Source organism: Pseudomonas sp. ATCC 43928, from assembly GCF_005938665.2.
Taxonomy (GTDB): domain Bacteria; phylum Pseudomonadota; class Gammaproteobacteria; order Pseudomonadales; family Pseudomonadaceae; genus Aquipseudomonas.
Genome location: NZ_CP041753.1, coordinates 1923438 through 1948535, shown reverse-complemented (window position 1 = coordinate 1948535; position 25098 = coordinate 1923438). Strand labels below are relative to the sequence as shown.

Below are 25098 nucleotides of genomic sequence, written 5' to 3'. Positions count from 1 at the left end.
TTTTACGCTCAAACGAACGTGACTGACCAGTCTCCGACAAAGCGTCTGTTTCGCGGGTCACGAACAGGGGGAAATTTACTGCTTGAACTCGAATTCCAGTGCCGCGCCTTCAACGTCCCGGCGCTCTTCATTGCGCCGTTGCAGCTGCATTTCGTTGCTGATCAGGCGACCGTTCAGCTGAAACGGACTGCTTTTGCCACCGAACATTTGCGGCAACACCGCATCGTGTCGAGGCAACGGTACCGTGCCGACCGGTTTCAATTCATCGACCTTATCCTTGGGCAAGCTCAAGTCGAGATTGGCGGGAGGGAGGTTGGTTTTCAACACTTCGCTGGCTGGTTTTGACTTGGAAGCAATGGGAGAACGCTTTTTGACCGGGGCAGCCTTTTTTTTGACCGGAGCGGTTTTTATAGCCGTCGCCGTTTTTTTCGCGGTTGCGGCGGCTGTCGGTTTTTCCTGAACGGAAGCCGCCATGACACCTTCCGCATGACAAGTCATCAACAGGCAGATCAATAACCAGGCAGAAGGAAAAATCGGCTTCATGGACCCAACGACGCGAACGGCAGAAGGTTATATGCTCGCCTGTTGGAGGCGACAAGACAAGCGGGCAGTTCATAACTGCCCCGCAAGTCAAAAACCGCTCGTTGTCTCCTGACACAATTGCGTCGCCAGCAGCCCCAGTGTCATCAATGCACGCTCGGCCTCGCGGTTCCAGGGGATGCCGCAGTTCAGGCGAATGCAGTGATTGAATTGCTCGGTGTTACTGAAAATAAGCCCCGGCGCAATGCTGATGCCCTGCTGCAGCGCACGCACATGCAACTCTTGCGTATTGACCCGCCCCGGCAAACTGACCCACAGAATGAAACCGCCGGTAGGCCGGGTCATCTGTGTGCCTTCCGGGAAGTATTGCTGCACTGCCAGTTGGAAAGCGCTGAGGTTCTTGCGGTACTCCTGACGGATGTAACGCAAATGCCGGTCGTACCCGCCGTTCTCCAGATAGGCGGCAATGCCCATTTGCGTGACACTGCAGGCCGAATGCGTGCTGAACGTCTGCAAGCGCTGAATTTCCTGCTGGTACTTGCCGGCAATCATCCAGCCGATCCGCACGCCGGGCGACAGGGTTTTGGAGAAGCTGGAGCAATAAATCACCCGATCCAGCCGGTCATAGGCCTTGAGCGATTTGGTGCGCCCCTGCTCGAACATCAGCTCGCCATAAATATCGTCTTCAACGATCTGGATATCGAAATCCGAGGCCAGGCGCAGCAGTTGTTTCTGCCGCTCTTCGGGCATGGTGCCGCCCAAGGGATTGCTCAGGCGCGTGGTCAGCACCAGTGCCTTGATCGACCACTGGTTGGCCGCCAATTGCAAGGCTTCGAGGCTCATGCCGGTGGCCGGATCGCTGGGGATCTCGATGACTTTCAGCCCCAGCAGGTCGGCCAGTTGCAGCAAACCGTAATAGGTCGGCGACTCGGCGGCGATCAGATCGCCCGGCCGGGTCAATACGCGCAGAGACATCTGCAATGCATCGACGCAGCCGTGGGTGATTACCACTTCCGACGGATCAACCACCACGCCGGCATCGCGCATGCGGATCGCCACTTGCCGACGCAACGGCTCGAAACCAGGGCTGAACATATAGCTGAACGCGCGCGGACTATGGAAACGGGTGACTTTGGCCAGTTGCTGATGCAGTGCCCGCACCGGCAGATAATCGACACTCGGTACAGCCGCGCCCAACGGGAAGACCCCCTCACGGCGGGATTCGACCAGGACTTGCTGAATGATGCTGCTGCGGGTGACCAGGCCTGGGCGCTCGACCCGGGCGATGTCCGGGGTCGGTGCCGTCAGGGCAGGTGTCTGGTGCACGTAGTAACCGGATTGCGGCCGGGCACGGATCAGCCCTTGATCTTCAAGGTTGGCGTAGGCCTGCAACACCGTCGCATGGCTGACGTTGAGCTGCGAGCTCATCTTGCGTACTGAAGGCACGCGCTCTCCCGGCTGATAGACGCCGCGGCGGATGTCTTCGGCCAGTTGCTGAGCAATACGTTGATAGAGCAAGAGATTGGTCATGACGCAGCACTCGATTTCACGGGCATTTTATTCTTGTGTGAAACAATACCGGAACAGTTTAGAAGTGTACTGGGACAGTTACTACAATAGTCGACCATACAGTGCGGTGTCAGCAAAAGCTGTACTGTTTTACGACGCATTTGACGGGCGCAAAAAAACCCGGCGCTGCTGAGCAGGCCGGGTTTTTCCAGTGACGCAGCCCTTAACGGGCCGCGCCGAGCTGGCCTTTTTCGTCGGAGAACACAATTTCCACCCGACGGTTCTGCGCACGACCGCGCTCGGAAGCGTTGGCGTCCACCGGGTACTCATCGCCGTACCCTTCAACCTGGATGCGTTTGTCGTCGATGCCCAGGTCCGTCAATACGTCAGCTACCGATTGCGCCCGGTCGCGGGACAGCTTGAGGTTTTCCTGTTTACCGCCAGTGCTGTCGGTATAACCCTCGATCCGCACCACACGCTTAGGGTTGAGCTGCAGGAACTGGACGATTTTCAACACCACGCGGTTCGCCGAGCTCTTCAGCTCCGCTTCACCGGTATCGAACAGCACATCACCCAGGGTCATCACCAGACCACGGTCAGTCTGGGTGGTCGCCAACGCCACGATCTGCTCTTCGAGCCACTTGCCCTGTTGCTGCACGCTAAGCAACTTGGACTCACGCAGCGCCAATTGCAGGCGCTGACGCTCGAGTTCGAGCTTCGCTGCGCGCTCTTCGTTGAGCACTTGATTGGTATGTTCCCGGGCGATTTCGCTGTAGCGCTGGCTCAGGTAGGCGTAATGCGCCACGTCCGAACCGCTGCCCCAGTAGCTGGACAGTCGATCGGCGCGGGCCAGGGACTCGCCGGCACGGATCACGTCCTTGGGCGCGATACGCAACACGTTGGAGTCTTCCTTGACCTTCTGGAAGTCGGCACCGGCCTGCTGCAACGCCACTTCGCTGTGTTGACCGGCGCAGCCATAAAGGCTTGCGCAGCCGGCCAGGATCAAGCCGCCGAGTGCTTTGGTCTTCAGGTTCATTGAGCATCTCCCAGTTGCTTGCGCAGGCGGGCGATGCGGGTATTGAGCACGTTCAACTGCGCCTCACTCTTGAGGGTCAGAACCCGGGCTTCGGCCAGGCGCGCGTCCAGCTCGGCCTGCTCGGCCCGCATGCGCGCATTCTTGAAGGACTGGTCGGCCATGTTGCCCTTGGCACGGTTGAACTTGTCCTGGGCCAGTTTCAGCTCCGGCACTTCCTCGGCGGTAGCGCCCACGGCCTTGGCTTGTTCGAGGGCCTGTTCGGTCAGGCGTATTTGTTCATTCGGCGCCGGATCGGCTGCACAACCCGCCAGAGCCAGAACGGCCAGGGCAGCGAAAAGAGGTCGAATACTCACTAAAAATCCCTACTGTTTTGGGGTACTGACAGGTTGTGGCTGCGGCTGTGAGCCTTGCGCTTTCCAACGCTCGATATTGCGCAGCAACGCAGCTTCCGTCAGTCCGGAGGCGGGCAATTCTGTCATCTTTTTGGCCAGCTGTCCGCGCAACCAAGGATCGTTACAGGCGGAGTTATGGGAAACCGCGAGGTACAGGCCGGGTTTGTCGATGGGTTGTGAGTGGGCCATCAAGTCATTGGCCATCCCCAGCGTTTGCACCATGGCCATGCCCGAGTAGCGACCGGCGAGGACAAACTCCACCTCGCCCAGCAGCAATTTCTGAAAGGCCTGAGTCAGATTGGGTGTGCGCAAGAGGGTCAATTGCTGCTCGGCGAAAGTGCCGAATGAAGGGCTCACTCGAGCCTTTTCCGACAACGCGCCGGGATGACCGTGGAGGTCCTGCGCTTCGTTGTAAACCAATAACGAGTCGTTGCGAGTCCAGACCAGATAATCATTTTCCAGCAGCGCAGGATGGATGTAATCCAGATTTTCCAGTTCAGTGACCATCAACGGCGCATCGGCCAGCATGTCCATCCGCCCGCTGCGCACTTCGTCCAGGGCCTGGGAACGTTTGCCGGCATAAAGCAGCTCAACCTTGATGCCCAACTCCCCCGCCACTTGCTGCAACAAATCAGCACTGGCGCCAATCAGGTGCTTAGGGTTTTGCGGGTCTTGCCACAGGTACGGTGGTGCGTCGGGACTGCCGGTCACGATCAAGCGTTCGCATTTGCCTGCAGCGCTGGACAGCCCCGGCATCAGCGCCAGACTTAAACACAATCCTGGCAAAAAAGAGCAGCCAAACCAGTGGCGCAGATCCATGGCAACACTCTCCCCACTCAAATCCGGAACAAAAAAAGCCCGACCAAAAGGCCGGGCTCTTTATAAGTCAAGCCGCCGGATTAGACCAGCTTCTCGAACTCAGGGATGGCTTCGAACAGGTCTGCCACCAGGCCGTAATCGGCCACCTGGAAGATCGGCGCTTCTTCGTCCTTGTTGATCGCCACGATCACTTTGGAGTCTTTCATGCCGGCCAGGTGCTGGATCGCGCCGGAGATCCCGACGGCGATGTACAGCTGTGGCGCAACGATCTTGCCGGTCTGACCGACCTGCATGTCGTTGGGTACGAAACCTGCGTCAACCGCAGCGCGCGAAGCACCGACGGCAGCGCCCAGCTTGTCGGCCAGGGCGTACAGGTGTTTGAAGTTGTCGCCGTTCTGCATGCCACGACCACCGGAAACGACGATCTTGGCAGCGGTCAGTTCCGGACGATCGGACTTGGCCAGTTCTTCGTTGACGAAGCTGGAAGTGCCGGCGTTGTGAACAGCGGCAACAGCTTCAACGGCGGCCGAACCACCTTCAGCCGCCACCGGGTCGAAACCGGTCGCACGCACGGTGATCACTTTCACTGCAGCATTCGATTGCACAGTAGCGATGGCGTTACCGGCGTAGATCGGGCGCTTGAAGGTATCGGCGCTTTCTACCGAGATGATCTCGGAGATCTGGTCAACGTCCAGCTGAGCGGCGACGCGCGGCAGGATGTTTTTGCCGTTGGAAGTGGCGGCAGCCAGGATGTGGCTGTAGCCCTTGCCCAACTCGGCTACCAGTGGAGCAACGTTTTCCGGCAGCTGATGTGCGTAAGCAGCATTGTCAGCGTTCAGGACTTTGCTCACGCCAGCGATTTTCGCAGCGGCTTCAACCACGGCGCCAGCGCCCTGGCCTGCAACCAGAACGTGGATGTCGCCACCGATCTTGGCGGCAGCAGCAACGGTGTTCAGCGTGGCCGGGGCCAGCACTTTGTTGTCGTGTTCGGCGATTACCAAGATAGTCATGATTAGATTACCTTCGCTTCGTTTTTCAGTTTCTCGACCAGTTCAGCCACCGACTTGACCTTGATACCCGCGCTGCGTGCAGCTGGCGCTTCGACTTTCAGGGTCTTGTTGGTGGAGGCGGTGGAAACGCCCAAAGCGTCTGGAGTCAGCACTTCGAGAGGCTTCTTCTTGGCTTTCATGATGTTTGGCAGGGACGCGTAGCGCGGCTCGTTCAAACGCAGGTCGGTGGTGACGATGGCCGGCAGTTTCAGGGAAACCGTTTGCGCGCCGCCGTCGATTTCGCGGGTCACGGCAACTGTATCGCCGGACACTTCGACTTTCGACGCGAACGTGCCCTGACCGTAGCCGCTCAATGCCGCGAGCATCTGGCCAGTCTGGTTGTTGTCGCTGTCGATGGCTTGTTTGCCGAGGATCACCAGCTGTGGCTGCTCCTTGTCGACCACTGCCTTGAGCAGCTTGGCCACGGCCAGGGAAGTCAGATCTTCAGCGGATTCGACGAGGATGGCGCGGTCGGCACCCAGAGCCAGCGCGGTGCGCAGTTGCTCTTGAGCGGTGGATGGGCCGATGGAGACGACGACGATTTCAGTCGCCACGCCTTTCTCTTTCAGACGTACGGCTTCTTCCACTGCGATTTCGCAGAACGGGTTCATCGACATCTTGACGTTGGCGAGGTCGACGCCGGAATTGTCCGCCTTGACGCGAACCTTGACGTTGTAATCCACAACGCGTTTGACAGCTACAAGAACCTTCATGGATTCCTCGTTACTCTCCGGTGAAAAGAAAGTCGCCTAGGCGAACCTGGCGGTTGATGCTCATCGGCGCAAGGGCACCTCTAAAAACGCTGGCAGGTGTATTGGGTGAACCTTGCTCACAAGGCTGATGACCGTTCGTCAGTGGTGACCGACAAGTCATTCATTACCGTGGCGTGTAAACTGCGCGCGATACCTGCGCGGCGCTTCACCTTGTACTGCCATCGCCCTGTCTTTAGAGGTGCTCTTGAAACCTACATTCAGCCTACGGCGAGCGCAAAACCGCCCGTATCTTGACCGGAACACCTATTCCGGTCAATACGGCAAAATGGCCAGTCATAAGCCGCGTGACTTTGATTTATCTGGCTTTGAGCCGATTCAAACAAACGTTTGTATTGGACGCTAAGAGTGGTGTAGATATAATGCGCCACCCAAAGAGAAAGGTGGTTCATCGATTGTCCTCTGTACCGCACTATGGGGAATTCATGAATGCGACACCCAACCTCCAATTAGAAAAAAAACTGTTGAGCCTTGAGTAGGAGATAGCCTGTGGAACGCGAATACATGGAATTCGACGTGGTCATCGTCGGTGCCGGCCCCGCTGGCCTGTCCGCCGCCTGCCGTTTGAAGCAGAAGGCCGCCGAAGCCGGTAAGGAAATCAGCGTCTGCGTGGTCGAAAAAGGCTCCGAAGTCGGCGCTCATATCCTGTCCGGTGCCGTGTTCGAACCACGGGCCCTGAACGAACTGTTCCCCGACTGGAAAGAACTCGGTGCGCCGCTGAACACGCCAGTCACCCGCGATGACATCTTCGTTCTGAAAAACGCTGACAGCGCGCAGAAGATTCCAGACTTCTTTGTGCCCAAGACCATGCACAACGAAGGTAACTACATTATCTCCCTGGGCAACCTGTGCCGCTGGCTGGCCCAGCAGGCCGAGAACCTGGGCGTGGAAATCTACCCGGGCTTCGCCGCCCAGGAAGCGCTGTTCGACGAGAACGGCGTAGTCCGCGGGATCATCACCGGCGATCTGGGCGTTGACCGCGAAGGCAATCCGAAAGAAGGCCTGTACACCCCAGGCATGGAACTGCGCGCCAAGTACACGCTGTTCGCCGAAGGTTGCCGCGGCCACATCGGCAAGCAGCTGATCAAGCGTTTCAACCTCGACAGCGAAGCCGACGCCCAGCATTACGGTATCGGCCTGAAAGAAATCTGGGAAATCGACCCGGCCAAGCACCAGCCTGGCCTGGTGGTCCACACCGCCGGCTGGCCGCTGGACATCATGGGCACCGAGAACACCGGGGGCTCGTTCCTCTATCACTTGGAAAACAACCAGGTGGTGGTCGGTCTGATCGTCGATCTTTCCTACAGCAACACCTTCCTGTCGCCGTTCGATGAGTTCCAGCGCCTCAAGCATCACCCGGTGCTCAAGCAATATCTGGAAGGCGGCAAGCGCGTCAGCTACGGCGCTCGCGCCATCTGCAAAGGCGGCCTGAACTCGCTGCCGAAAATGGTCTTCAAGGGCGGCGCTCTGATCGGTTGCGACCTCGGCACCCTGAACTTCGCCAAGATCAAGGGCAGCCACACGGCGATGAAGTCCGGCATGCTCGCCGCTGACGCGGTAGCCGACGCGCTGTTCGCCGATCTGGACGGCACGCAAGAGCTGACTACTTACGTCGACGCCTTCAAGAAGAGCTGGCTCTACGACGAACTGTTCGCCAGCCGAAACTTCGGCCCAGCGATCCACAAGTTCGGCGCCATTGTCGGCGGCGGTTTCAACTGGATCGACCAGAACATCTTCGGCGGCAAACTGCCGTTCACCCTGCACGACACCAAGCCGGATTACGCGTGCCTGAAACTGGCGGCCGACTGCAAGAAGATCGACTACCCGAAACCGGACGGCAAGATCAGCTTCGACAAACTCAGCTCGGTGTTCATCTCCGGTACCAACCACGAAGAAGAGCAGCCGTGCCATCTGAAGCTGGCCGACGCGAGCATCCCGATCAGCAAGAACCTGCCGCTGTACGATGAACCTGCCCAGCGTTACTGCCCGGCCGGCGTGTACGAAGTGGTCACCCAGGAAGACGGCGAGAAGCGCTTCCAGATCAACGCCCAGAACTGCGTTCACTGCAAGACCTGCGACATCAAGGACCCTGCACAGAACATCACCTGGGTGGCGCCGGAAGGCTCCGGCGGCCCGACTTACCCGAACATGTAAGTCGACCGTCTGAACAACAAGGCTCCCTGAACGGGGGCCTTTTTGTTGCCCGCAATTCAAGCGTCACCACAAGAACCTGTGGATCAGGCAGCGCGCTCATCCCCCGGATTACGCTCGAAGTAGCGCTTGTACTCACGGCTGAACTGCGACGTACTCTGATACCCCACCCGATGCGCCACCTGGGCCACGCCCAATCCTTCGCCCTGCAGCAAGCGCTGGGCCTTGAGCAAGCGCAAACGCTTCAGATACTGCACTGGCGACAACAAGGTGCAGCGTTTGAAATGCTCGTGAAACGTCGATGCGCTCATGTTGGCGCAGCTGGCCAGGGCTTCGACGTTCAGCGGCTCGGTGTAATGGGCATGCAGATGGCTCAGGGAGGCCGCGATCCGGGCGAACTGCCCCTGTTGCTCCACCAGCGCCCGCAATACATCGGCTTGCGGCCCACGCAAGGCGACGAACAACAACTCACGCAATCGCGCCTGTCCCATAACCTGGCTCTCCAGCGGGTCGTGCAGACAGCGCAACAGCCGTTCAACACAACCCCGCATCGCATCATCGAGCACCGCCGAAGTCATGGACTCTGGCGTCTGCGCCGCGATATAGCGCCCCGACGCCAGCCCCATGGCCAGCACCAACTCACCGAGCAACACCCGGTCAATGGCGATGGAAATGCCCAGCATCGGGCCATCGGGCGCGGAAAACGTCTCGCACTCGAACGGCACCGGCAGCGCCTGAATCAAATAATGCCCGGCACCGTATTCCAGAGTACGCGACCCCAGATACGCCAACTTGCTGCCCTGGGCGATGATGACCAGGCTTGGCTCGTAGATTTGCGGGCCACGGGCCAAATCACAACTGGCCCGCAAAATCTGCACGCCCGGCAACGTGGTAGGCGTGAAACCATCGCGGGTGGTCAGCGGCTGGATCAGCGAAACCAGCGTGGCATTGGCATCGAGATGACGGGTCAACAACATGGAGAGCTCTTCACAAAAAAGTCGCGAAAAAAGGGATGAAAACATCATCGCAGGTCTGAACGCCAATGCGGCCAATCAACGGCGCATACCGGAGGATTAGGCATGACACCCGGAGGAATCGCCATGGCCGGTCACCCGTGCGGTGCCCAGAATGGCTCGCCTCACCTGTCACTGCTTTGCGAGGTTCACCATGTACACCGCCATCGGATACGCCGCTCAGTCGCCCACCACTCCCCTCGCCCCGATGAAATTCGAACGCCGCAGTCCACGGCCCGACGACGTCGCAATCGAGATTCTCTACTGCGGCGTCTGCCATTCCGACATCCACCAGGCGCGCAACGAGTGGGGCATTGCGGTTTACCCGCTGATGCCCGGCCATGAGATCGTCGGCAAAGTGACCGCCGTCGGCGCGAACGTTACTAAACACAAAGTCGGCGATCTGGTCGGCGTCGGTTGCATGGTCGACTCGTGCCGCCATTGCGAAGCCTGCCAGGCCGATCTGGAGCAATACTGCCTCGAAGGCCCGACCATGACGTACGCCACCCCGGACCGGGTCGATGGCAGCAACACGATGGGCGGTTACTCGGACAGCATCGTGGTCAGCGAGCACTTTGTCGTGCGCATCCCGGAGAAGCTCGACCTGGCCAGCGCCGCGCCGATTCTATGTGCCGGCATCACCACCTACTCGCCGCTCAAGCACTACGGCGTGAAGGCCGGTGACAAGGTCGGGATTCTTGGCATGGGCGGTCTCGGTCACATGGGGATCAAGTTCGCCAAGGCGATGGGCGCTGAGGTGACCTTGTTCACCCGCTCGGCGAGCAAGGCTGAAGAAGGTCGTCGCCAAGGCGCGGACCACGTGATCGTGTCCACCGATGCCGAACAGATGAAGGCCGCCGCCGGACAATTCGACTTCCTGCTGGACACCATTCCGGTGCAGCACGACCTCAACCCCTACCTCGATACCCTGCGTTTCGACGGCGTGCACATTCTGGTGGGCTTGATCGAGCCGATCGATCCGCCGGTGCATGCTGCCAAACTGGTATTGGGTCGTCGCATGCTGGCCGGCTCACTGATCGGCGGCATCGCCGAAACCCAGGAAGTACTGGACTTCTGCGCCGAGCACGGCATCTCCTGCGACATCGAAATGCTCGACATCCACCAGATCAACGAGGCTTACACCCGCATGATCGCCGGTGACGTGAAATACCGCTTCGTGATCGACATGGCGACGCTGAAACTCTAAACCTTCAGGCCCAATTCCGCCGACAGCCGGGCTGTGACCCCTTTGATCAGGGGAATCAGCTCGGCCATTTTTTCCAGCGGCATGTACGGCACGGTGCTGGCGATGCTGATGCCGGCGACAATGCGCTTGCTGGCATCGCGAATCGGTGCCGCCACGCAGCGGATCGACGGTTCGTTGTCTTCCAGGTCGAAGGCGTAACCGCCGGCCACGTACTCGATCATGCGCTGCTGAAACTGCTCCCAGGATTGCTCTGGGTGCTGCGGCCAGAACTGATTTTTTCCGCCCACCGGCAAGCTGATTTCATACAGCCGTTGCCATTCTTCCTGCGAGTCATCAAGCATCAGCGCCTTACCAATCCCGGTACGCGCCAACGGCATGCGATGGCCGACCCGCGAACGCATTTCCGGGCCATTGCGCCCCGGATTCTTGAGCAGGTACAGCACCTCGTCACCTTCACGAATCGCCAGGTGGATGGTGTCGCCGGTCAATGCCGACAACTCATCCAGATACGGCCCGGCCAGCGTCACCAACGGCAGCTCTTCGCGCGCCTGAAAACCCAGTTCGATCAGTTTCGGCCCCAACAGATAGCCGACCTGCGGCACCACCCGCAGATAACGCTCGTCCACCAGGCAACTGGCCAGACGATGGGTGGTGCTGCGCGTCGTGCCGATCAGCCGGGCGATTTCCTTGAGATCGCGGGCGCCACTGGCCACCGCCTGCACCACACCCAGGCCGCGAAGCAGTGTCTGGGTGCCGGTCGGCGCGGCGTCCTTGGCGATTTTGGGGGCGTCTTCCTGCATATCCAGCCTTTACCGTTGAGCGAGGGAACGGGCGGCATTATGGTCGCCGGACGGCTGCGACTACAACTTGATACGCTCGACCTTGCCCACCAGCAACACGTAGGACAGCGCGCCCAGCAACGCCAGAACCGAGATATAGGTGATCGCCGGAGCAAACGAATCACCGGAGGCAAGGAAACCGATGACAATCGGCGTGGTAATCGCCGCCAGGTTGCCGATGAAATTGAACACCCCACCGGTCAGCCCGAGCAAGCGCGCCGGGGCCAGGGTCGACACCAGCGACCAGGTGATCGAGGCCAGACCGTTGCCGAAGAAAGCCAGCGCGAGGAAGGCAATCACCAGAGGCGTCGATTCGACGAAGTTGGCGCCGATGATCGAGGTGGAAATCAGCAGTCCGCCAATGATCGGTAGCTTGCGGGCGAAGCCTACGGTGTAGCCGCGACGGATCAAAAAGTCCGAGAAAAACCCCGAGCACAGCACGCCGACAAACGCTGCGAGAAACGGCAGTGACGCCAGCAAGCCAGACTTGATGAAGTCCATGCCGCGATATTTCACCAGGTAAGTCGGGAACCACGTCAGGAAGAACCATAAAGTCGAATTGAGGCAGAACTGGCCGAGGTAAATGCCCCACAACTTGCGCTTGCTCAGGACAATCCCGAGGTCGATCCAGCTGAATTTCGCCTTGGCCCTGGCGGCTTCGGCCTGAATATCCACCAACCCGCCACCCTCACGGATCAGCTCGATTTCCGCGTCATTGGCGCCCTTGAAATCCCGTGGTTCGCGATACACCGCGTACCAGATCACTGCCCAAAGGATGCCCACCACACCGGTGCTGACAAACACCATGTGCCAGCCATATTGGTGTTGCAGCCAGGCAAGCACCGGCGTCAGGAACGCCAGGCCGACGAACTGCCCGGAGGTGTAGAAACCGATGGCTGTGGCGCGTTCGCGCTCGGGGAACCAGGTTGTCACTACGCGGCTGTTGATCGGGTACGCCGGCGCTTCCAGCGCTCCGACCGCCATGCGCAGCACGAACAATGCGATAAAACTGGCGGCGAAACCGAGCATCACCGTGGCCAGCGACCACAGCAGCAATGCAACGCTATAGAGAATGCGCGGCGGCACCCGGTCCACCAGCCAGCCGCCGGGGATCTGCATGGCGGCGTAGGTCCAGCCGAATGCGGAAAAAATCAGCCCGACATGAATCGGATCGATGCCCAGGTCGCTGGTCAGCGCCGGGGCGGCAATGGACAGGTTGCTGCGGTCCAGGTAGTTGATCACCACCGTGATGAACAACAGGACCATGATGAAAAAACGCTTGCGACTGGGCGTCACCAACGACGCCTGCCCGGTGAGGGTTTGCGGTTGCATGGGGGTGCCTCTTCTTATGTTTATTGAGGTCATGGTGGTTGATCGTTCCTACGCTCTGCGCGGGAACGCAGCCATGCGGCCAAGAGCGTCCGGCGAGGAATTCCCACGCAGAGCGTGGGAACGATCACCGCGTGAGTATCACCACTCGGCAAAACTGCCATCGGCATGGCGCCAGATCGGGTTGCGCCAGCGGTGGCCGACGGCAGCACGCTCAATCACGTATTCCTCGTTGATCTCGATCCCCAAACCCGGCCCATTGGGGATCTTCACGAAGCCTTTGTCGTAGTCGAACACTCGCGGGTCTTTCACGTAATCGAGCAGGTCATTGCTCTCGTTGTAATGGATGCCCAGGCTCTGTTCCTGAATGAACGCGTTGTAGCAAACCGCGTCCAGTTGCAGGCACGCCGCCAGGGCAATCGGCCCCAATGGGCAATGCAGCGCCAGCGCCACGTCGTAGGCTTCGGCCATGTTGGCGATCTTGCGGGTTTCGGTGATGCCGCCCGCATGGGACGCATCAGGCTGGATGATGTCGACGTAGCCTTCGCTGAGCACACGCTTGAAATCCCAGCGCGAGAACAACCGCTCGCCAAGGGCAATCGGCGTGCTGGTCAGCGGCGCCAGCTCCTTCAGCGCTTCGTAGTTTTCACTGAGCACTGGTTCTTCAATGAACATCAGTTTGTACGGGTCGAGCTCCTTCATCAGCACCTTGGCCATCGGCTTGTGTACCCGACCATGGAAGTCCACGCCGATGCCGACATTCGGGCCGACCGCATCGCGCACGGCGGCAACGTTGGCCAGCGCCAGGTCGACTTTCTCGAAGGAATCGAGGAATTGCAGCTCTTCGGTGCCGTTCATTTTCACTGCGGTGAAACCACGGCTGACCGCTTCCTTCGCGGCGCGAGCAGTGTCCGCCGGGCGATCACCACCGATCCAGGAATAAACCCGGATCTTGTCCCGCACCTGGCCACCCAGCAAATCGCTGACCGACACACCCAGCGCCTTGCCCTTGATGTCCCACAATGCCTGGTCGATACCGGCCAGCGCGCTCATGTGGATCGCCCCGCCCCGGTAGAAGCCGCCACGGTAGAGCACAGTCCAGATGTCTTCGATGTTGCGTGGATCTTTACCGATCAGGTAGTCGGACAATTCCTCGACCGCAGCAGCGACGGTGTGCGCGCGGCCTTCAACCACGGGCTCGCCCCAACCGGTCACGCCCTCGTCGGTCTCGACCTTGAGGAAGCACCAGCGTGGCGGAACGATGAAGGTGGTGAGTTTGGTGATTTTCATCTCTATTGTCTCTCTTGTAGATGTAGCGCTCACAGCGCCAGAAAGTCTTAACGCAGAGCGTTCCATGCAGCGACATATGCCTTGGCGCGCACCGCTACTTCGTCAGCCGTCATGCCCGGTTTGAACAACCCGGAGCCGAGACCGAAACCTTTGACGCCGGCCTCGACAAACACCTGCATGTTGTCTGGCGTAATCCCGCCCACCGGCACCAGCACCGTCCCCGCAGGCAACACCGCCAGCCAGGCTTTCACTACGGCTGGGCCCATCTGCTCGGCCGGGAACATCTTCAGCACATCCGCCCCTTCGGCCAGGGCTGCAAAGGCTTCGGTCGGCGTCGCCACGCCCGGCGACAGGAACAGCCCCGCTGCCTTCGCCGCGCGCAACACCTTGGCATCGCTGTGGGGCATGACGATCACCTGGCCGCCCGCCGCTTTCACCTGCTCGACCTGTTCCGGCGTCAACACCGTGCCCGCGCCGATCAGGCAATCGGCGGGTAATGTGCTGCGCAGGATGCGGATACTTTCGTACGGTTCAGGGGAATTAAGCGGCACTTCGATGACGCGAAATCCGGCCGAATACAGGACTTCGCCGACGGCTGCCGCCTCTTGCGGACGCAGGCCACGCAAGATCGCGATCAGACCGTTTTGTGCCAATGCTTGCTTGAGCATGTCAGACCTCCAGTCAGGTTTAACGGGGTGGGTTTGCAGTGACCAGTCCGGCGGCGACCGCCAACTGCCACAAGCCGCGTTCGGTGGCCTGCTCGGCCAGGGTCACCCGGGTAAAACCGCAGGCGTCGAGCGCCCGGCTGTAGCGAGCGCAGAGTTGAGCGTTGCCGATGAGGATGATCGAGGGCAGGTGCACGCTGTTGCGCCGACGTCGCTGAACGGTGGCCAGGGCCGACAGTTCATGGCCGATCAGCAGGCCGGACAGATAGTCCGGCTGAGCGGTGGCACTCAGCTCGCCGGTCAGCCCCAGGCTGCGGGCACTGAACAACGTGGACAGCGGCCCGATCTCGCCATCCGCCGACAGCGCCACTTGCACGCCACGGTCAAAAGCATCGCCATCAAAAGCCCCACCGCGCTGCTGAGTGCGCCCCAGAATGCTGTGTTCGCTGAGTACGGCGAAGACTTCGCCGGTCATGAAGGTCTCGAAATGCACGATGCAGCCGTCGGCCACTTGCACCCATTTCGAATGACTGCCCGGCAGGCCTATCAGCAGATCCCTACCCGCCTCGCCCGGCAGATTCTGCAATACGCCGAGGACCTGGGTTTCCTCGCCACGCATAACGTTGGGCAAGTGCGAACGCTGAATCACACCCGGCACGATGTGCACATCGACACCGCGAAGACTGCGAACGGTTTGTAGGGAAGTTCCGAGATTGGCGACGTTCGCCGGCGTGTCGCAGTAGGCCGCTTCGCGCCAGCCCTGAGCACTGCCGACCATGCCACAGGCAATCACCGGAACGTCGGGCTGCGCGTCGAGCCAGTCACCGCAAGCCTCGTCGAAGGCCAGTTCAAAACCGTCGGCGCATGCCTGACCGGCGATGGTTCGCGGCGTCTTGGGCAACTGCATGATCCCGGACGACAGCGCACGCTGTTCCAGCACCTGGCCACCGAAGCCGAGTTTGTAAGCACGTAATGAGGTTGTCCCCCAATCGAGCGCGATCAATTGCGCCAGCATCGCTTCACCTGTTTTGTTTTTTGGCAGTGAGTGAGCTGGACTATAAACCTGGACGAGGGACAATCTCAATATATAAATATCAATCCCACATATTGAGACATCACAAAAAAAGATCGCAGCCTTCGGCAGTTCCTACAGATTCGATGTACGCCCGCAATATCGCGGTCGAAACACAATCCCGTGCAGGAGCTGCCGAAGGCTGCGATCTTTTAGAGGATCAATTACCGGCGGCAAAATCCCTTAGCACCGCCCCATCCATCCGATACCGCACCCACTCTTCCTGCGGTTGTGCGCCGAGGGATTTGTAGAATTCAATCGCCGGTTTGTTCCAGTCCAGCACGCTCCATTCGAAACGGCCGCAGTCATTGGCACAGGCGATTTTTGCCAGGTGGCGCAGCAAGGTTTTACCGGCGCCGCCGCCCCGTTGTTCAGGGGTGATGTAGAGGTCTTCGAGGTACAGGCAATTGCTGCCCAGCCAGGTGGAATAGCTGAAGAAGAACACCGCGAAGCCGATCGGCAGGCCATCGCGCAGGCAGATCAGGCCATGGGCGGTGGCGCCTTCGCTGAACAGGCTGCGCTCGATGTCGGCGACGCTGGCGATGACTTCGTGGCGGGCACGTTCGAAGTCGGCCAGTTCAGTGATGAACGCGAGGATTTGCGGAGCATCGCTGGGGGTTGCCGGGCGGATTTCGATCGTCATGGACGTGCCTTGTCAAAAGTTGAAAACGCCATACTAAGTCCGCGCGCGGCGCTCGTCACATTTGAAATGATGGAGGGGGCCTTTGTGGCTAATGTCGATTCGCTAAGTAATCTCAGCCGTAACACACTCTCCGTAGCAGCTGCCTCGCAGGCTCGGCAGCTGCTACGGATTGCATTTACGGTTTAACTTACTGGCATTGGAGCAAGCTCCCTCGCCACAAAAGCGTTTTCATACTTAGGACATTTATGAGCACCGCTGCTTTCGCACCTCTGCAGAATCTGGCTTCTGAACTGCTGCCCCATGCGCTGGAACCTGGCGAGGATGGCGCCCACGATCTGTCGCACTTGCAACGGGTATGGCACAACGTGCGCACGCTTCATGCTGAAGAAAGCGGTGATCTTGAGGTGCTGCTGGCCGCCGTGCTGTTGCACGATTGCGTGGCAGTGGAGAAGAACTCGCCGCTGCGTTCCCAGGCGTCACGGCTGGCGGCGCAGAAAGCGTCGACAGTGCTGACAGCCATGGATTGGCCTGACGCAAAAATCACCGCGGTCGTCCATGCCATTGAGGCCCATAGCTTCAGCGCCAACATCACACCCACGACCCTCGAAGCCCGAATCATCCAGGACGCCGACCGCCTCGACTCGCTTGGCATGCTCGGCGTGGCGCGTACCTTCTACATTGCCGGGCGCATGGGCAGCGCGCTGTACGACCCTGTGGACCCGGAGGCAGACGAGCGGGACTACGACGACAAACGCTTTTGCCTCGATCATTTCCAGACCAAGCTGCTGCACCTGGCAGACGGCTTCCAAACGACCACCGGCCAGCGTCTGGCACAGGTTCGCCATCAACGCTTGAAGGGATTCATGGAGCTGTTCAAGGAAGAAATCGGCGTCGGCTGAGGAGCCAGAGCCACACCGCTCGTCGTTCATCAGGCACCAATCCCGGTCGGGGACGGACCAATATCGAGTAAGGGCTCGCCAATGCGAGCGAGGAGCAACACTCGTCCATCCCAACCAAGAGGTCACCATGAACGTCGATAAAAACCTGGAAAAAGAAGTCCTGACCCGCCTGCTGCATGCCCATCCAAGTGGCTTGGGCAAGGAGGTTCTGGACAATTACCGGGGGGAGAAAGTCGTGGCCAGCACCCTTGCGACGCTGCAGGAGCGTGGGCTGATCCAGCACGGTCATGTGATCTGCAACGAAGCCGGCGAGCACTCGCTGAACCTGCCGATCAAACTCAGCGCCGCTGGGGTTGAGGCGGCGCGCAAACTGGATAACTAAACGAGCAGGAGCTGGCGAAGCCTGCGCCAGCTCCTATAGCCAGGAGAAATCCCATGCCTCGTGGAAGCAAAGACAAATACACCGCCGAGCAGAAACGCAAGGCCGAACACATCGAAGAAAGCTACGAACGCAAAGGCGTGTCGAAAGATGAAGCCGAGGCCCGCGCCTGGGCGACGGTAAACAAGCAGTCGGGTGGCGGTGAGCGCGCCGGCGGCTCAGGACGCAAGAAACCGGCCGCTGCCAAGTCTGCCGATCGCAAGGAATCAGCCCGCCGTGCAGTCGCCACCCGTGAGGGCAAACCGCGCAACAGCAAGGCGTCACGCGATACCCAGACGGTGGACAGCCTGATGAGGGAAGCCCGGGCGAAGAAGATTCCGGGGCGTTCGAGCATGCGCAAGCAAGAGTTGATCGAGGCGTTGCGCAAGGCGGGTTGAAAGTCAGGATTGAGGGTGAATTTGAGGGCCGATGGCGGCTGATCAGGCGCTAAAAGTCTCGCGGATCAACGCGTCCACCTCCGCCGCCCCCGGCGAAGTCGCCGGCCCCCAACGAGTGACCGCCAACGCCGCTGCCGCGTTCGCCCGCCGTGCCGCTTCAGCCGCCGACAAGCCCTGCGCCAACCCGGCCACAAACACCCCGGCATGGGCATCCCCCGCACCGTTGCTGTCGACGGCCGAGACCTTGAATCCCGGCACCTGCTGACGGTCGCCATGCTGGCTGATCCAGCAACCCTGCGGCCCATCGCGAACCACCATCAGGGCGTCCGTCGGCAACTGATCCGCCAAAATATTCAACGCCTCGGCAATGTCCGACGCCCCGGTAAACCGCAGCGCCTCGACACGGTTGCTGGTCCACAGATCGATGCGCGGCAGCAAGGCCTTCATCAGCGGTGCGTCCGGCGAATCCACCAACGGTCCCGGATCGAATACCACTTTGATCCCGTCCGGCAACTCCAACACCCAATCCACCAGCACCTGAGCCTTGCCGGCATGCAGCAGGCTGTAGCCGCTGACATAGACAAAGTCGCCCGCCTCGGCCGGCACACTCGCCAGGTCTTCGGCGGTCAATTCGCCTTCGGCACCGATGTAGGAAATGAACGTACGTTCGGCCGAGGCTTCAGTCAGTGCGACACACAACCCGGTGTCGCGCTCAGCACTGTGAGCGATGCCGATCCGAATGCCTTCTGCCGTCATCGCCTCCCGGGCCAGATCACCAAAACGGCCGTTGCCATGGCGCCCGAGGTAAACCACCGGCAAGCCGTTCCGTCGGGCCGCGGCCATCACATTGAAACCGCCGCCAGCCTCGAAACGGGCGGATTGCGCCAGCGCGTCACCACCCGAATGAGGCAATCTATCCACGGCCATGACCAGGTCGATGATGACTTGGCCGGTATGCAGCAGCCTAGACATGAACAGGCTCGAGCAACGCGGCGCGGCGGTCCTTGGCGCCGCCGAGCACCCAGTAAATCCCGCCAGCCACCACGAACGTCACGATCCAGCCCAAGCCGTTGTGGCCCAGCCATGAGTCGGACAGGAAGCCCCGGAACCAGACATCTTGTTCAGTGGTGCCAATGGTGGTGAAGCTGAAACCCAACACAATCGCCACCGCCCACGCACCGAATGCACGCCACTCGACGCCGCCGCGATACCAGTAGGCGCTGCTCGGGCTGACGTCCAGCAGGTCCTTGGGGCTGTAGTAATGACGATGGATCAGGTCGACCACGAAGATCCCGACCCACGCCGTGATGGGCACCGCCAGCAAGGAAATGAAGGTAATGAACGGACCGTAGAAGCTCTCGGCGATCAGCATGAAATAGATCGAGCCGGCGAAGATCGCCACGATATCGACCACCACCGCGTACACGCGTTTGACCTTCAGGCCGAGGGTCAAGGTGGTCAGCCCGGCGGAGTACACCGACAGGTTGTTCGACAGCAGTAGCCCGCCGAACGCGGTGATCAGGTACGGCACCGCCATCCAGGTCGGCAGCATGTCGCGGATCGCGACAATCGGGTCAGTGGCCGAGGCCAGATCGTTGTTACCCACCGACAGCAGACCGCCAAGGGTGATCAGCAGCACCAGCGGAATCCCCGCACCGAACGCCGCCGACGCCACCAGGCGCACCGCTTTGACGCTGCGGTGCTGGTAGCGCGACATGTCCGCGCCGGCGTTGGCCCAGCCGATCCCGGTGCCGGCGGCCATGGTGCCGATGCCGATGATCATCGCGCTCAACGGTGCTGGCGTGGCGTTGAACACGGCGCTCCAGTCGATGGTCGCGCAGAGGAAACCGCCGACCAGGATGTTCAATGCACCGAACACGTAAGTCGCCCACTTCTGGATCACCAGCAATGTGGCGTGACCGAGGCCGGATACCGACAACGTCAGCAGCACGAAAATGGCGATGAACACCAGGGTCAGCAGCGGCGCGCTTTTGGCTTCCACCGGCGAGCCGAACAGGATCGAGCACAACGACAGCAGGACGAACGCGGCGGTGGTGGTATTGACCGTTTCCCAACCCAGGCGCGACATCAGCGAGACCAGCGTCGGGCCGATATTGCCACGTACGCCGAAGATCGCTCGCGACAGCGTCAGGCTCGGTGCGCGACCACGACGACCGGCAATGGAGATGATCCCGACCACCGCGAAAGAGCCGGCGGCACCAAGGATCGCGACGATGATCGCTTGCCAGATCGCCAGGCCGCGAAAGGCCACCAGCGTGGCGCCCAACGGCAAGCCGAGAATGGAAATGTTGGCCGCAAACCAGACCCAGAACAGTTGCAGCGGATGACCGTTGCACTCCCCTTCCGGCACCGGTTCGATACCACGGGTTTCCAGTTGTCCGGCGCTTTGCCCGGCGTTCGATGAACTCATGAAAATGCTCCTTGCAATTGTTATGGTGTGGGCAATCTCGGAGGACAAAACAACAGCCGGCCGTCCTGCCCGTGTTTGTGCGTTCCATTGCGGGTGAAAAATTCAAGTATGCGGCGTGTTCATCGCGGGCAAGCCCGCGATGGGGCCAGTCCAGTCAACGTAAAGCCAACAGTCCTTTTACCAACGGTTCCAACTCCAACGAGTTAACCGCTTTAACCTGCTCGATCATCGCCATCGGCCAGCTCTCAAGCCCCAGACAGGCCCCGAGCATGGCGCCGAGCATCGCCGCGATGGTGTCGGTGTCACCGCCCAGGCTCGCGGCCATGCACAGCGCTTCAAAGGCCGTCATCTCGCCGATGGCCACTTGCTGGGCCAGCGCAAACGACACCACCACCGATTCCTGTGCGGCCACCGAAGTGCCGATCACGTCGTACAGCAAATCCGCCAGCAACGCCTTGTCGCTGTCGATGCCGATACTCCGCGCCCAACTGATGCGCGAGGCAATCCGCCCGCCGGCGACCCAGTGGCCGTGACTTTCTGCCTGCTGCGCGAATTGCTGGCCGAGGTTCAACGCCTCACCCAGGTCCATGCCGTTGATCCCGGCGGAAACCACTGCCGCCACCGCCGCCGCACTGGCAATTCCCAGCGTGGTGTTGTGGGTCACCTGACAGGCTTGCACCACGGCGCGGATGAAACGCTCTGGATCGGCGACATCGGCCGCAATCCCCACCGGGGTGATGCGCATCGCCGCGCCATTGGTGGTGCCGTGGCGCCCGGCCTCTTCCAGCGAGTGGCCGGCGAGGATCATTTCGATCGCGCGTTTGGTCGAAGGGCCGAGCAAGTCTTGCGAGCCCTTGGCCTGCATCCCGGCTTCCCATTCGATCAATCGTTGGGCCAGTACCGCCGGTTCGATCCGGCCCTCGCCTTCGATCAACAACCGAGCGACCAGAATCGCCTGCTCGGTATCGTCGGTGATAGAACCTTTGGGCAGGTTCGCGGCAATCGGTTGATCGGGGCCTGCGTCTTGCAGATCGGTGATTTCAACGAAGCGCGCCTTGATGTCGGCGCGGCTCAGGGATTGGGTCGGCATGCCCAGCGCATCGCCCAGGGCCAGTCCATAGAACGCGCCGAGGGCACGGTTGAGCGCGGTCATTTTGGAGCTCCAAACTGCAAATGCAGACGAAAGTGCACCGGATCGAGCAGGCTTTCGACCTGCTCCATAAAACGGTTCTGACGGTCGTAGGTGGTGCGCAGGGCCTTGAGGAACACCGTGCCGACCGGGCGCCCGAGCAGTTCGGCGTCTTCGGCGTTCAAGGGTTCGGCACCGATCCACTGATCGCCGTGCTCGCCGACATAGCCGTAGGCAGCCAACGTGATGGTCAGGGAGTTATCAATCAGTCCCACTCGCGGCAGGCCTTCCAGGCCTCCGGTCGCGGGCATTAACGCGCGTTCCAGAGACACCAGCGTACCGTCGGTGGCGCGCCGGCGACGGTCGAGGGTGATGAATTGATCGGTGCCGAACCGCGACAGCAGGTCAGGACGGGTCACCGCCTCCAGTCGCAGCACTTCGGTATTGATCAACGCCCCGCTGTCCGCCAGTGCCTGGGCCCAGCCGCTGCTCTGATCGAGCACTACGCCGTCGTAAGTAACGATGGAACCGACTCCGCTTTGCGTGGTGATGTAGTGACGCCGCTTCAGTTCGGCCAGGGCTTCACGCAGCGTGCCGCGGCTGACCTTGAATTCTTGAGCCAACTGATGTTCACCCGGCAATAGCAAGCCGTCCTCCATGAGGCCGCTTTCGATGCGCCGGACAAGCTCATCGATAATCCGTTGTTTCTTGTCAAATCGTACCTGTCTAACCATGTACAAAGTGATAACCGAAAGGGATTAGGGCGAGCAAGGGATATTTTGTGGCTGGATTGTGTGACAGACAGACCGCTTTCGCGGGCAAGCGTCGCTCCTACAGGGGGATCTGCACGGTACTGTAGGAGCGAGGCTTGCCCGCGAAGGCGTCGGCACATCCAGTATCCATGTGCCGGACATCCCGCTCCCCCGGGGAAAATCAGCGTTGTTTCAGTCGGTCGATCACAACCGCCAGCAACAGGATCGAACCGCGAATCACGTACTGGTAAAACGTATCGATGTTCTTCAGGTTCATCGCATTCTCGATGATCGCCAGAATCAGCACCCCGGCGATCACATGCCGAATCATCCCGATCCCGCCACTCAGCGACACCCCGCCCAACACGCAGGCCGAGATCACTGTCAGCTCGAAACCCTGGCCAATCATCGGCTGACCCGAGGTCATGCGCGACGCCAGAATCACCCCGGCCAATGCACCAATCACCCCGTGCACGGCGAAGATGATGATTTTGGTTCGGTCAACGTTGACCCCAGCCAGCAACGCCGCTTCCTGGTTGCCGCCGATGGCCATGGTGTTGCGCCCGTAGGTGGTGTAATTCAGCAGCCAGCCGAAAAACAGGAAGCAAACGATGGTGATCAGAATCGGCACCGGCACACCGAACAACTGGCCATTACCGAAGACGAAAAACGACTCCTGGGACACGCCGACCGCTTTGCCGTTGGCAAAGATGTAAGCCAGGCCACGAACAATCTGCATGGTCGCCAGCGTGGTGATCAACGCATTGACCCGCAGCTTGGCGATCACGATCCCGTTGATCAGCCCGACAATCAGCCCCATCACCAGCGCCGCACTGACGCCGAGGAACACGCTGTTGGTGTCGCGCATCACCACCGCCGCGACCACGCCGGCGCAGGCAATCACCGAGCCCACCGACAAGTCGAAGTGCCCCGACGCCAGGCAATACAACATGGTGCAGGCGGCAATCCCGGTGGTGGAAATCGCCAGGCCCAGACCGCGCATGTTCAGCGGCGACAGGAAGTTGTCGATCAGCAAGGTGCAGAGCACGAAGATCCCGACGGCCGCCAGCAGCATTACCCAGTCATCGAGAAAGCGTCGCAGGTCCAGCGGTTTGCGCGGGGTTGGCAGAGCGTTGTTTTGGATGGTCATAGTCACCTCTCAGTTCGCCACGTCGGCAGCGCGTTGGCGTGGCAAAGCCAGTTGCAGCAGGTTGGATTCATTGGCGTGTTCGCGGGTCAGTTCGCCGCGCATCGTGCCTTCGCAGAGCACCAGGATGCGGTCGGAAATGCCCATGACTTCCATCAGGTCGCTGGACACCACAATCACGGCAATACCGCTGGCGGCCAGGTTGTGGATGATCTGGTAGATCTCGGCTTTGGCGCCGATGTCGATGCCGCGTGTAGGCTCATCGAGCAGCAGGACTTTCATCGGCATCGACAGCCAGCGACCGAGAATCGCCTTCTGCTGATTGCCGCCGGACAGGTACATGATTTTCTGCGCCGCGTTGGGCGTCTTCACCTTCAGCGCCTTGATCTGCTTGTCGGCGTTGCCCTTTTCCCACAGCCCGCGCAACAGGCAACCGAAGGTGGAATGAGCACCACGAGCACTGATGTTGATGTTCTCGGCGACACTGGCGAGCGGCAGGATGCCCTCCTTCTTGCGGTCCTCGGGGCACAGCAGAATCCCCGCCGCAATGGCATCGCGCGGTGAACGCAGTTTCAGTTCATGTCCACGCAACTCCAGGCGTCCGGCCGTGTTGCGGGTAAGTCCGCTGAGCATGCGAAACAGCTCGGTGCGGCCCGCGCCAACCAAGCCGAACAGACCCAGAATCTCGCCCTTGTGCACCTCGAAACTCACCGGTTCACGCAAACCCGGCCCCAGCAAACCGTCAACCTTGAGCGCCACCGCGCCACGCGGGCGGCTGCGGTAATCGTAGATATCCTGAATGTCGCGGCCGACCATGCACGTCACCAACTGGTCATGGGTCAGCGCGCTCATGTCCTCGAAGGTACGCACGAAGCGACCGTCCTTGAACACCGTTACCGCGTTGCAGATGCGGAAGACCTCTTCCATGCGATGGGAGACGTAGAGCACCACTTTGCCTTCGTCGCGCAGACGACCGATGATCGCCATCAAGCGGTCGATCTCCCGCGCCGACAGGCTGCTGGTGGGTTCGTCGAACGCAATCACATGCGCGCCACGGGACAGCGCCTTGGCGATTTCCACCAGTTGCCGCTGACCGAGGGACAATCGCCCGACTTTCTCTTGTGGATCGATTTCATCGGCCAGGCCTTTGAGGCAGGCCAGTGCCTGTTGCCGCAAAACGCTGCGATTGATCAGGCCGAAACTTGCCGGCAGATGCCCAAGAAACAGGTTCTCGGCCACGGTCATTTCCGGCACCAGGTGCAGCTCCTGATGGATCACCGCGACCCCGCTGCCAATGCTGTCGGCAGTGGATTTGAAGACCCTCGTCTGCTCGCCGATCCGCAGGTCGCCGCTGCTCGGCGTGTAAGCACCGCCGAGGATCTTCAGCAGCGTGGATTTACCGGCGCCGTTCTCGCCCATCAAGGCGTGAACCTGCCCCGGATGCGCGACGAAGCTGATGCCGTCCAGCGCCTTCACCCCGGGAAAGGTTTTGCCGATCCCGTTGAAGCGCAGGCTGCCGCCAATGCGCTGTTCATCTGTTTGTACGTGTGCGTGCATAACCCACCTCATCACACCGATCAGGCGGCCCCGTCGCCGGGGC

At 60.4% G+C, this 25098-nt stretch carries 25 protein-coding genes; 5 read left to right on the top strand and 20 right to left on the bottom strand.

Annotated features, from left to right (window positions below; genetic code table 11):
• Positions 1-75 precede the first annotated feature (75 nt).
• From FFH90_RS08855 to FFH90_RS08825, 7 genes are all read right to left on the bottom strand, one after another.
• The gene (locus FFH90_RS08855; protein ID WP_138867010.1) at positions 76-543 is read right to left on the bottom strand and encodes a translation initiation factor 2; all 468 of its coding nucleotides are present in this window, start codon (positions 541-543) and stop codon (positions 76-78) included.
• An 87-nt stretch (positions 544-630) separates the two neighbouring features.
• A complete protein-coding gene (locus FFH90_RS08850; protein WP_018929883.1) occupies positions 631-2070 on the bottom strand; it encodes a PLP-dependent aminotransferase family protein in 1440 nt (479 codons plus the stop codon).
• 202 nt (positions 2071-2272) lie between these two features.
• A complete protein-coding gene (locus FFH90_RS08845; RefSeq protein ID WP_064616627.1) occupies positions 2273-3085 on the bottom strand; it encodes an OmpA family protein in 813 nt (270 codons plus the stop codon).
• Positions 3082-3438 carry a DUF4398 domain-containing protein gene (locus FFH90_RS08840; RefSeq protein ID WP_064616625.1) on the bottom strand — a complete coding sequence of 119 codons (357 nt, stop codon included), beginning with the start codon at positions 3436-3438 and terminating at the stop codon, positions 3082-3084. Before FFH90_RS08840 ends, FFH90_RS08845 begins: the two co-directional genes overlap by 4 nt.
• Before the next feature lie 9 nt (positions 3439-3447).
• The gene (locus FFH90_RS08835) at positions 3448-4296 is read right to left on the bottom strand and encodes an ABC transporter substrate-binding protein (protein ID WP_138867009.1); all 849 of its coding nucleotides are present in this window, start codon (positions 4294-4296) and stop codon (positions 3448-3450) included.
• Positions 4297-4376: 80 nt separating this feature from the next.
• Positions 4377-5306 carry an electron transfer flavoprotein subunit alpha/FixB family protein gene (locus FFH90_RS08830; RefSeq protein ID WP_019582611.1) on the bottom strand — a complete coding sequence of 310 codons (930 nt, stop codon included), beginning with the start codon at positions 5304-5306 and terminating at the stop codon, positions 4377-4379.
• Between the two features lie 2 nt (positions 5307-5308).
• The gene (locus FFH90_RS08825; RefSeq protein ID WP_007903904.1) at positions 5309-6058 is read right to left on the bottom strand and encodes an electron transfer flavoprotein subunit beta/FixA family protein; all 750 of its coding nucleotides are present in this window, start codon (positions 6056-6058) and stop codon (positions 5309-5311) included.
• A 546-nt stretch (positions 6059-6604) separates the two neighbouring features.
• Between FFH90_RS08825 and FFH90_RS08820 the strand changes: the two genes are divergently transcribed.
• On the top strand, positions 6605-8269 hold the full coding sequence (locus FFH90_RS08820) for an electron transfer flavoprotein-ubiquinone oxidoreductase (RefSeq protein WP_064616622.1): 1665 nt from the start codon (positions 6605-6607) through the stop codon (positions 8267-8269).
• Positions 8270-8352: 83 nt separating this feature from the next.
• On the opposite strand, the gene FFH90_RS08815 is transcribed toward FFH90_RS08820, so the two are convergent.
• The gene (locus tag FFH90_RS08815; RefSeq protein ID WP_064616620.1) at positions 8353-9243 is read right to left on the bottom strand and encodes an AraC family transcriptional regulator; all 891 of its coding nucleotides are present in this window, start codon (positions 9241-9243) and stop codon (positions 8353-8355) included.
• A gap of 190 nt (positions 9244-9433) precedes the next feature.
• Here FFH90_RS08815 and FFH90_RS08810 point away from each other — a divergent pair, with 190 nt between their 5' ends.
• Positions 9434-10486: an NAD(P)-dependent alcohol dehydrogenase gene (locus FFH90_RS08810; protein WP_018926185.1), complete on the top strand. Its 1053-nt coding sequence runs from the start codon at positions 9434-9436 to the stop codon at positions 10484-10486.
• Here FFH90_RS08810 and FFH90_RS08805 read toward each other — a convergent pair.
• The 6 genes from FFH90_RS08805 to FFH90_RS08780 all read right to left on the bottom strand — a co-directional run bounded on the left by FFH90_RS08805 (position 10483) and on the right by FFH90_RS08780 (position 16324).
• Positions 10483-11286 carry an IclR family transcriptional regulator gene (locus FFH90_RS08805; RefSeq protein WP_018926186.1) on the bottom strand — a complete coding sequence of 268 codons (804 nt, stop codon included), beginning with the start codon at positions 11284-11286 and terminating at the stop codon, positions 10483-10485. The genes FFH90_RS08810 and FFH90_RS08805 overlap by 4 nt on opposite strands.
• 60 nt (positions 11287-11346) lie before the next feature.
• The gene (locus FFH90_RS08800; RefSeq protein WP_019582752.1) at positions 11347-12657 is read right to left on the bottom strand and encodes an MFS transporter; all 1311 of its coding nucleotides are present in this window, start codon (positions 12655-12657) and stop codon (positions 11347-11349) included.
• 138 nt (positions 12658-12795) lie between these two features.
• Positions 12796-13944 carry a galactonate dehydratase gene (gene dgoD / locus FFH90_RS08795; RefSeq protein ID WP_007903915.1) on the bottom strand — a complete coding sequence of 383 codons (1149 nt, stop codon included), beginning with the start codon at positions 13942-13944 and terminating at the stop codon, positions 12796-12798.
• A 47-nt stretch (positions 13945-13991) separates the two neighbouring features.
• The gene (locus FFH90_RS08790) at positions 13992-14612 is read right to left on the bottom strand and encodes a 2-dehydro-3-deoxy-6-phosphogalactonate aldolase (RefSeq protein WP_018926189.1); all 621 of its coding nucleotides are present in this window, start codon (positions 14610-14612) and stop codon (positions 13992-13994) included.
• Between the two features lie 19 nt (positions 14613-14631).
• A complete protein-coding gene (locus FFH90_RS08785) occupies positions 14632-15624 on the bottom strand; it encodes a 2-dehydro-3-deoxygalactonokinase (RefSeq protein ID WP_138867008.1) in 993 nt (330 codons plus the stop codon).
• 217 nt (positions 15625-15841) lie between these two features.
• Complete coding sequence (locus FFH90_RS08780) at positions 15842-16324, bottom strand: GNAT family N-acetyltransferase (protein WP_111455360.1); 483 nt, start codon at positions 16322-16324, stop codon at positions 15842-15844.
• Between the two features lie 245 nt (positions 16325-16569).
• Here FFH90_RS08780 and FFH90_RS08775 point away from each other — a divergent pair, with 245 nt between their 5' ends.
• The 3 genes from FFH90_RS08775 to FFH90_RS08765 all read left to right on the top strand — a co-directional run bounded on the left by FFH90_RS08775 (position 16570) and on the right by FFH90_RS08765 (position 18039).
• Positions 16570-17223 carry an HD domain-containing protein gene (locus tag FFH90_RS08775; RefSeq protein WP_111455359.1) on the top strand — a complete coding sequence of 218 codons (654 nt, stop codon included), beginning with the start codon at positions 16570-16572 and terminating at the stop codon, positions 17221-17223.
• A gap of 127 nt (positions 17224-17350) precedes the next feature.
• Positions 17351-17605 carry a hypothetical protein gene (locus FFH90_RS08770; RefSeq protein ID WP_018926197.1) on the top strand — a complete coding sequence of 85 codons (255 nt, stop codon included), beginning with the start codon at positions 17351-17353 and terminating at the stop codon, positions 17603-17605.
• 53 nt (positions 17606-17658) lie between these two features.
• Positions 17659-18039, top strand: coding sequence for a Rho termination factor N-terminal domain-containing protein (locus tag FFH90_RS08765; RefSeq protein ID WP_018926198.1), 381 nt, complete (start codon positions 17659-17661; stop codon positions 18037-18039).
• A 42-nt stretch (positions 18040-18081) separates the two neighbouring features.
• Here the strand turns inward: FFH90_RS08765 and FFH90_RS08760 are convergent, their stop codons facing one another.
• The 6 genes from FFH90_RS08760 to araG form a co-directional block, all read right to left on the bottom strand.
• Positions 18082-19011, bottom strand: a complete 930-nt coding sequence (locus tag FFH90_RS08760; protein WP_138867007.1) for a PfkB family carbohydrate kinase — start codon at positions 19009-19011, stop codon at positions 18082-18084.
• On the bottom strand, positions 19004-20470 hold the full coding sequence (locus FFH90_RS08755; RefSeq protein ID WP_138867006.1) for a cytosine permease: 1467 nt from the start codon (positions 20468-20470) through the stop codon (positions 19004-19006). The genes FFH90_RS08760 and FFH90_RS08755 overlap by 8 nt, the downstream gene beginning before the upstream one ends.
• A gap of 154 nt (positions 20471-20624) precedes the next feature.
• On the bottom strand, positions 20625-21623 hold the full coding sequence (locus tag FFH90_RS08750; protein ID WP_138867005.1) for an ADP-ribosylglycohydrolase family protein: 999 nt from the start codon (positions 21621-21623) through the stop codon (positions 20625-20627).
• Complete coding sequence (locus FFH90_RS08745) at positions 21620-22333, bottom strand: GntR family transcriptional regulator (RefSeq protein WP_138867004.1); 714 nt, start codon at positions 22331-22333, stop codon at positions 21620-21622. Before FFH90_RS08745 ends, FFH90_RS08750 begins: the two co-directional genes overlap by 4 nt.
• A 199-nt stretch (positions 22334-22532) precedes the next feature.
• Positions 22533-23501: an L-arabinose ABC transporter permease AraH gene (gene araH, locus FFH90_RS08740; protein ID WP_018926203.1), complete on the bottom strand. Its 969-nt coding sequence runs from the start codon at positions 23499-23501 to the stop codon at positions 22533-22535.
• Between the two features lie 9 nt (positions 23502-23510).
• Positions 23511-25055, bottom strand: a complete 1545-nt coding sequence (gene araG, locus FFH90_RS08735) for an L-arabinose ABC transporter ATP-binding protein AraG (RefSeq protein WP_019650447.1) — start codon at positions 25053-25055, stop codon at positions 23511-23513.
• Positions 25056-25098 lie beyond the last annotated feature (43 nt).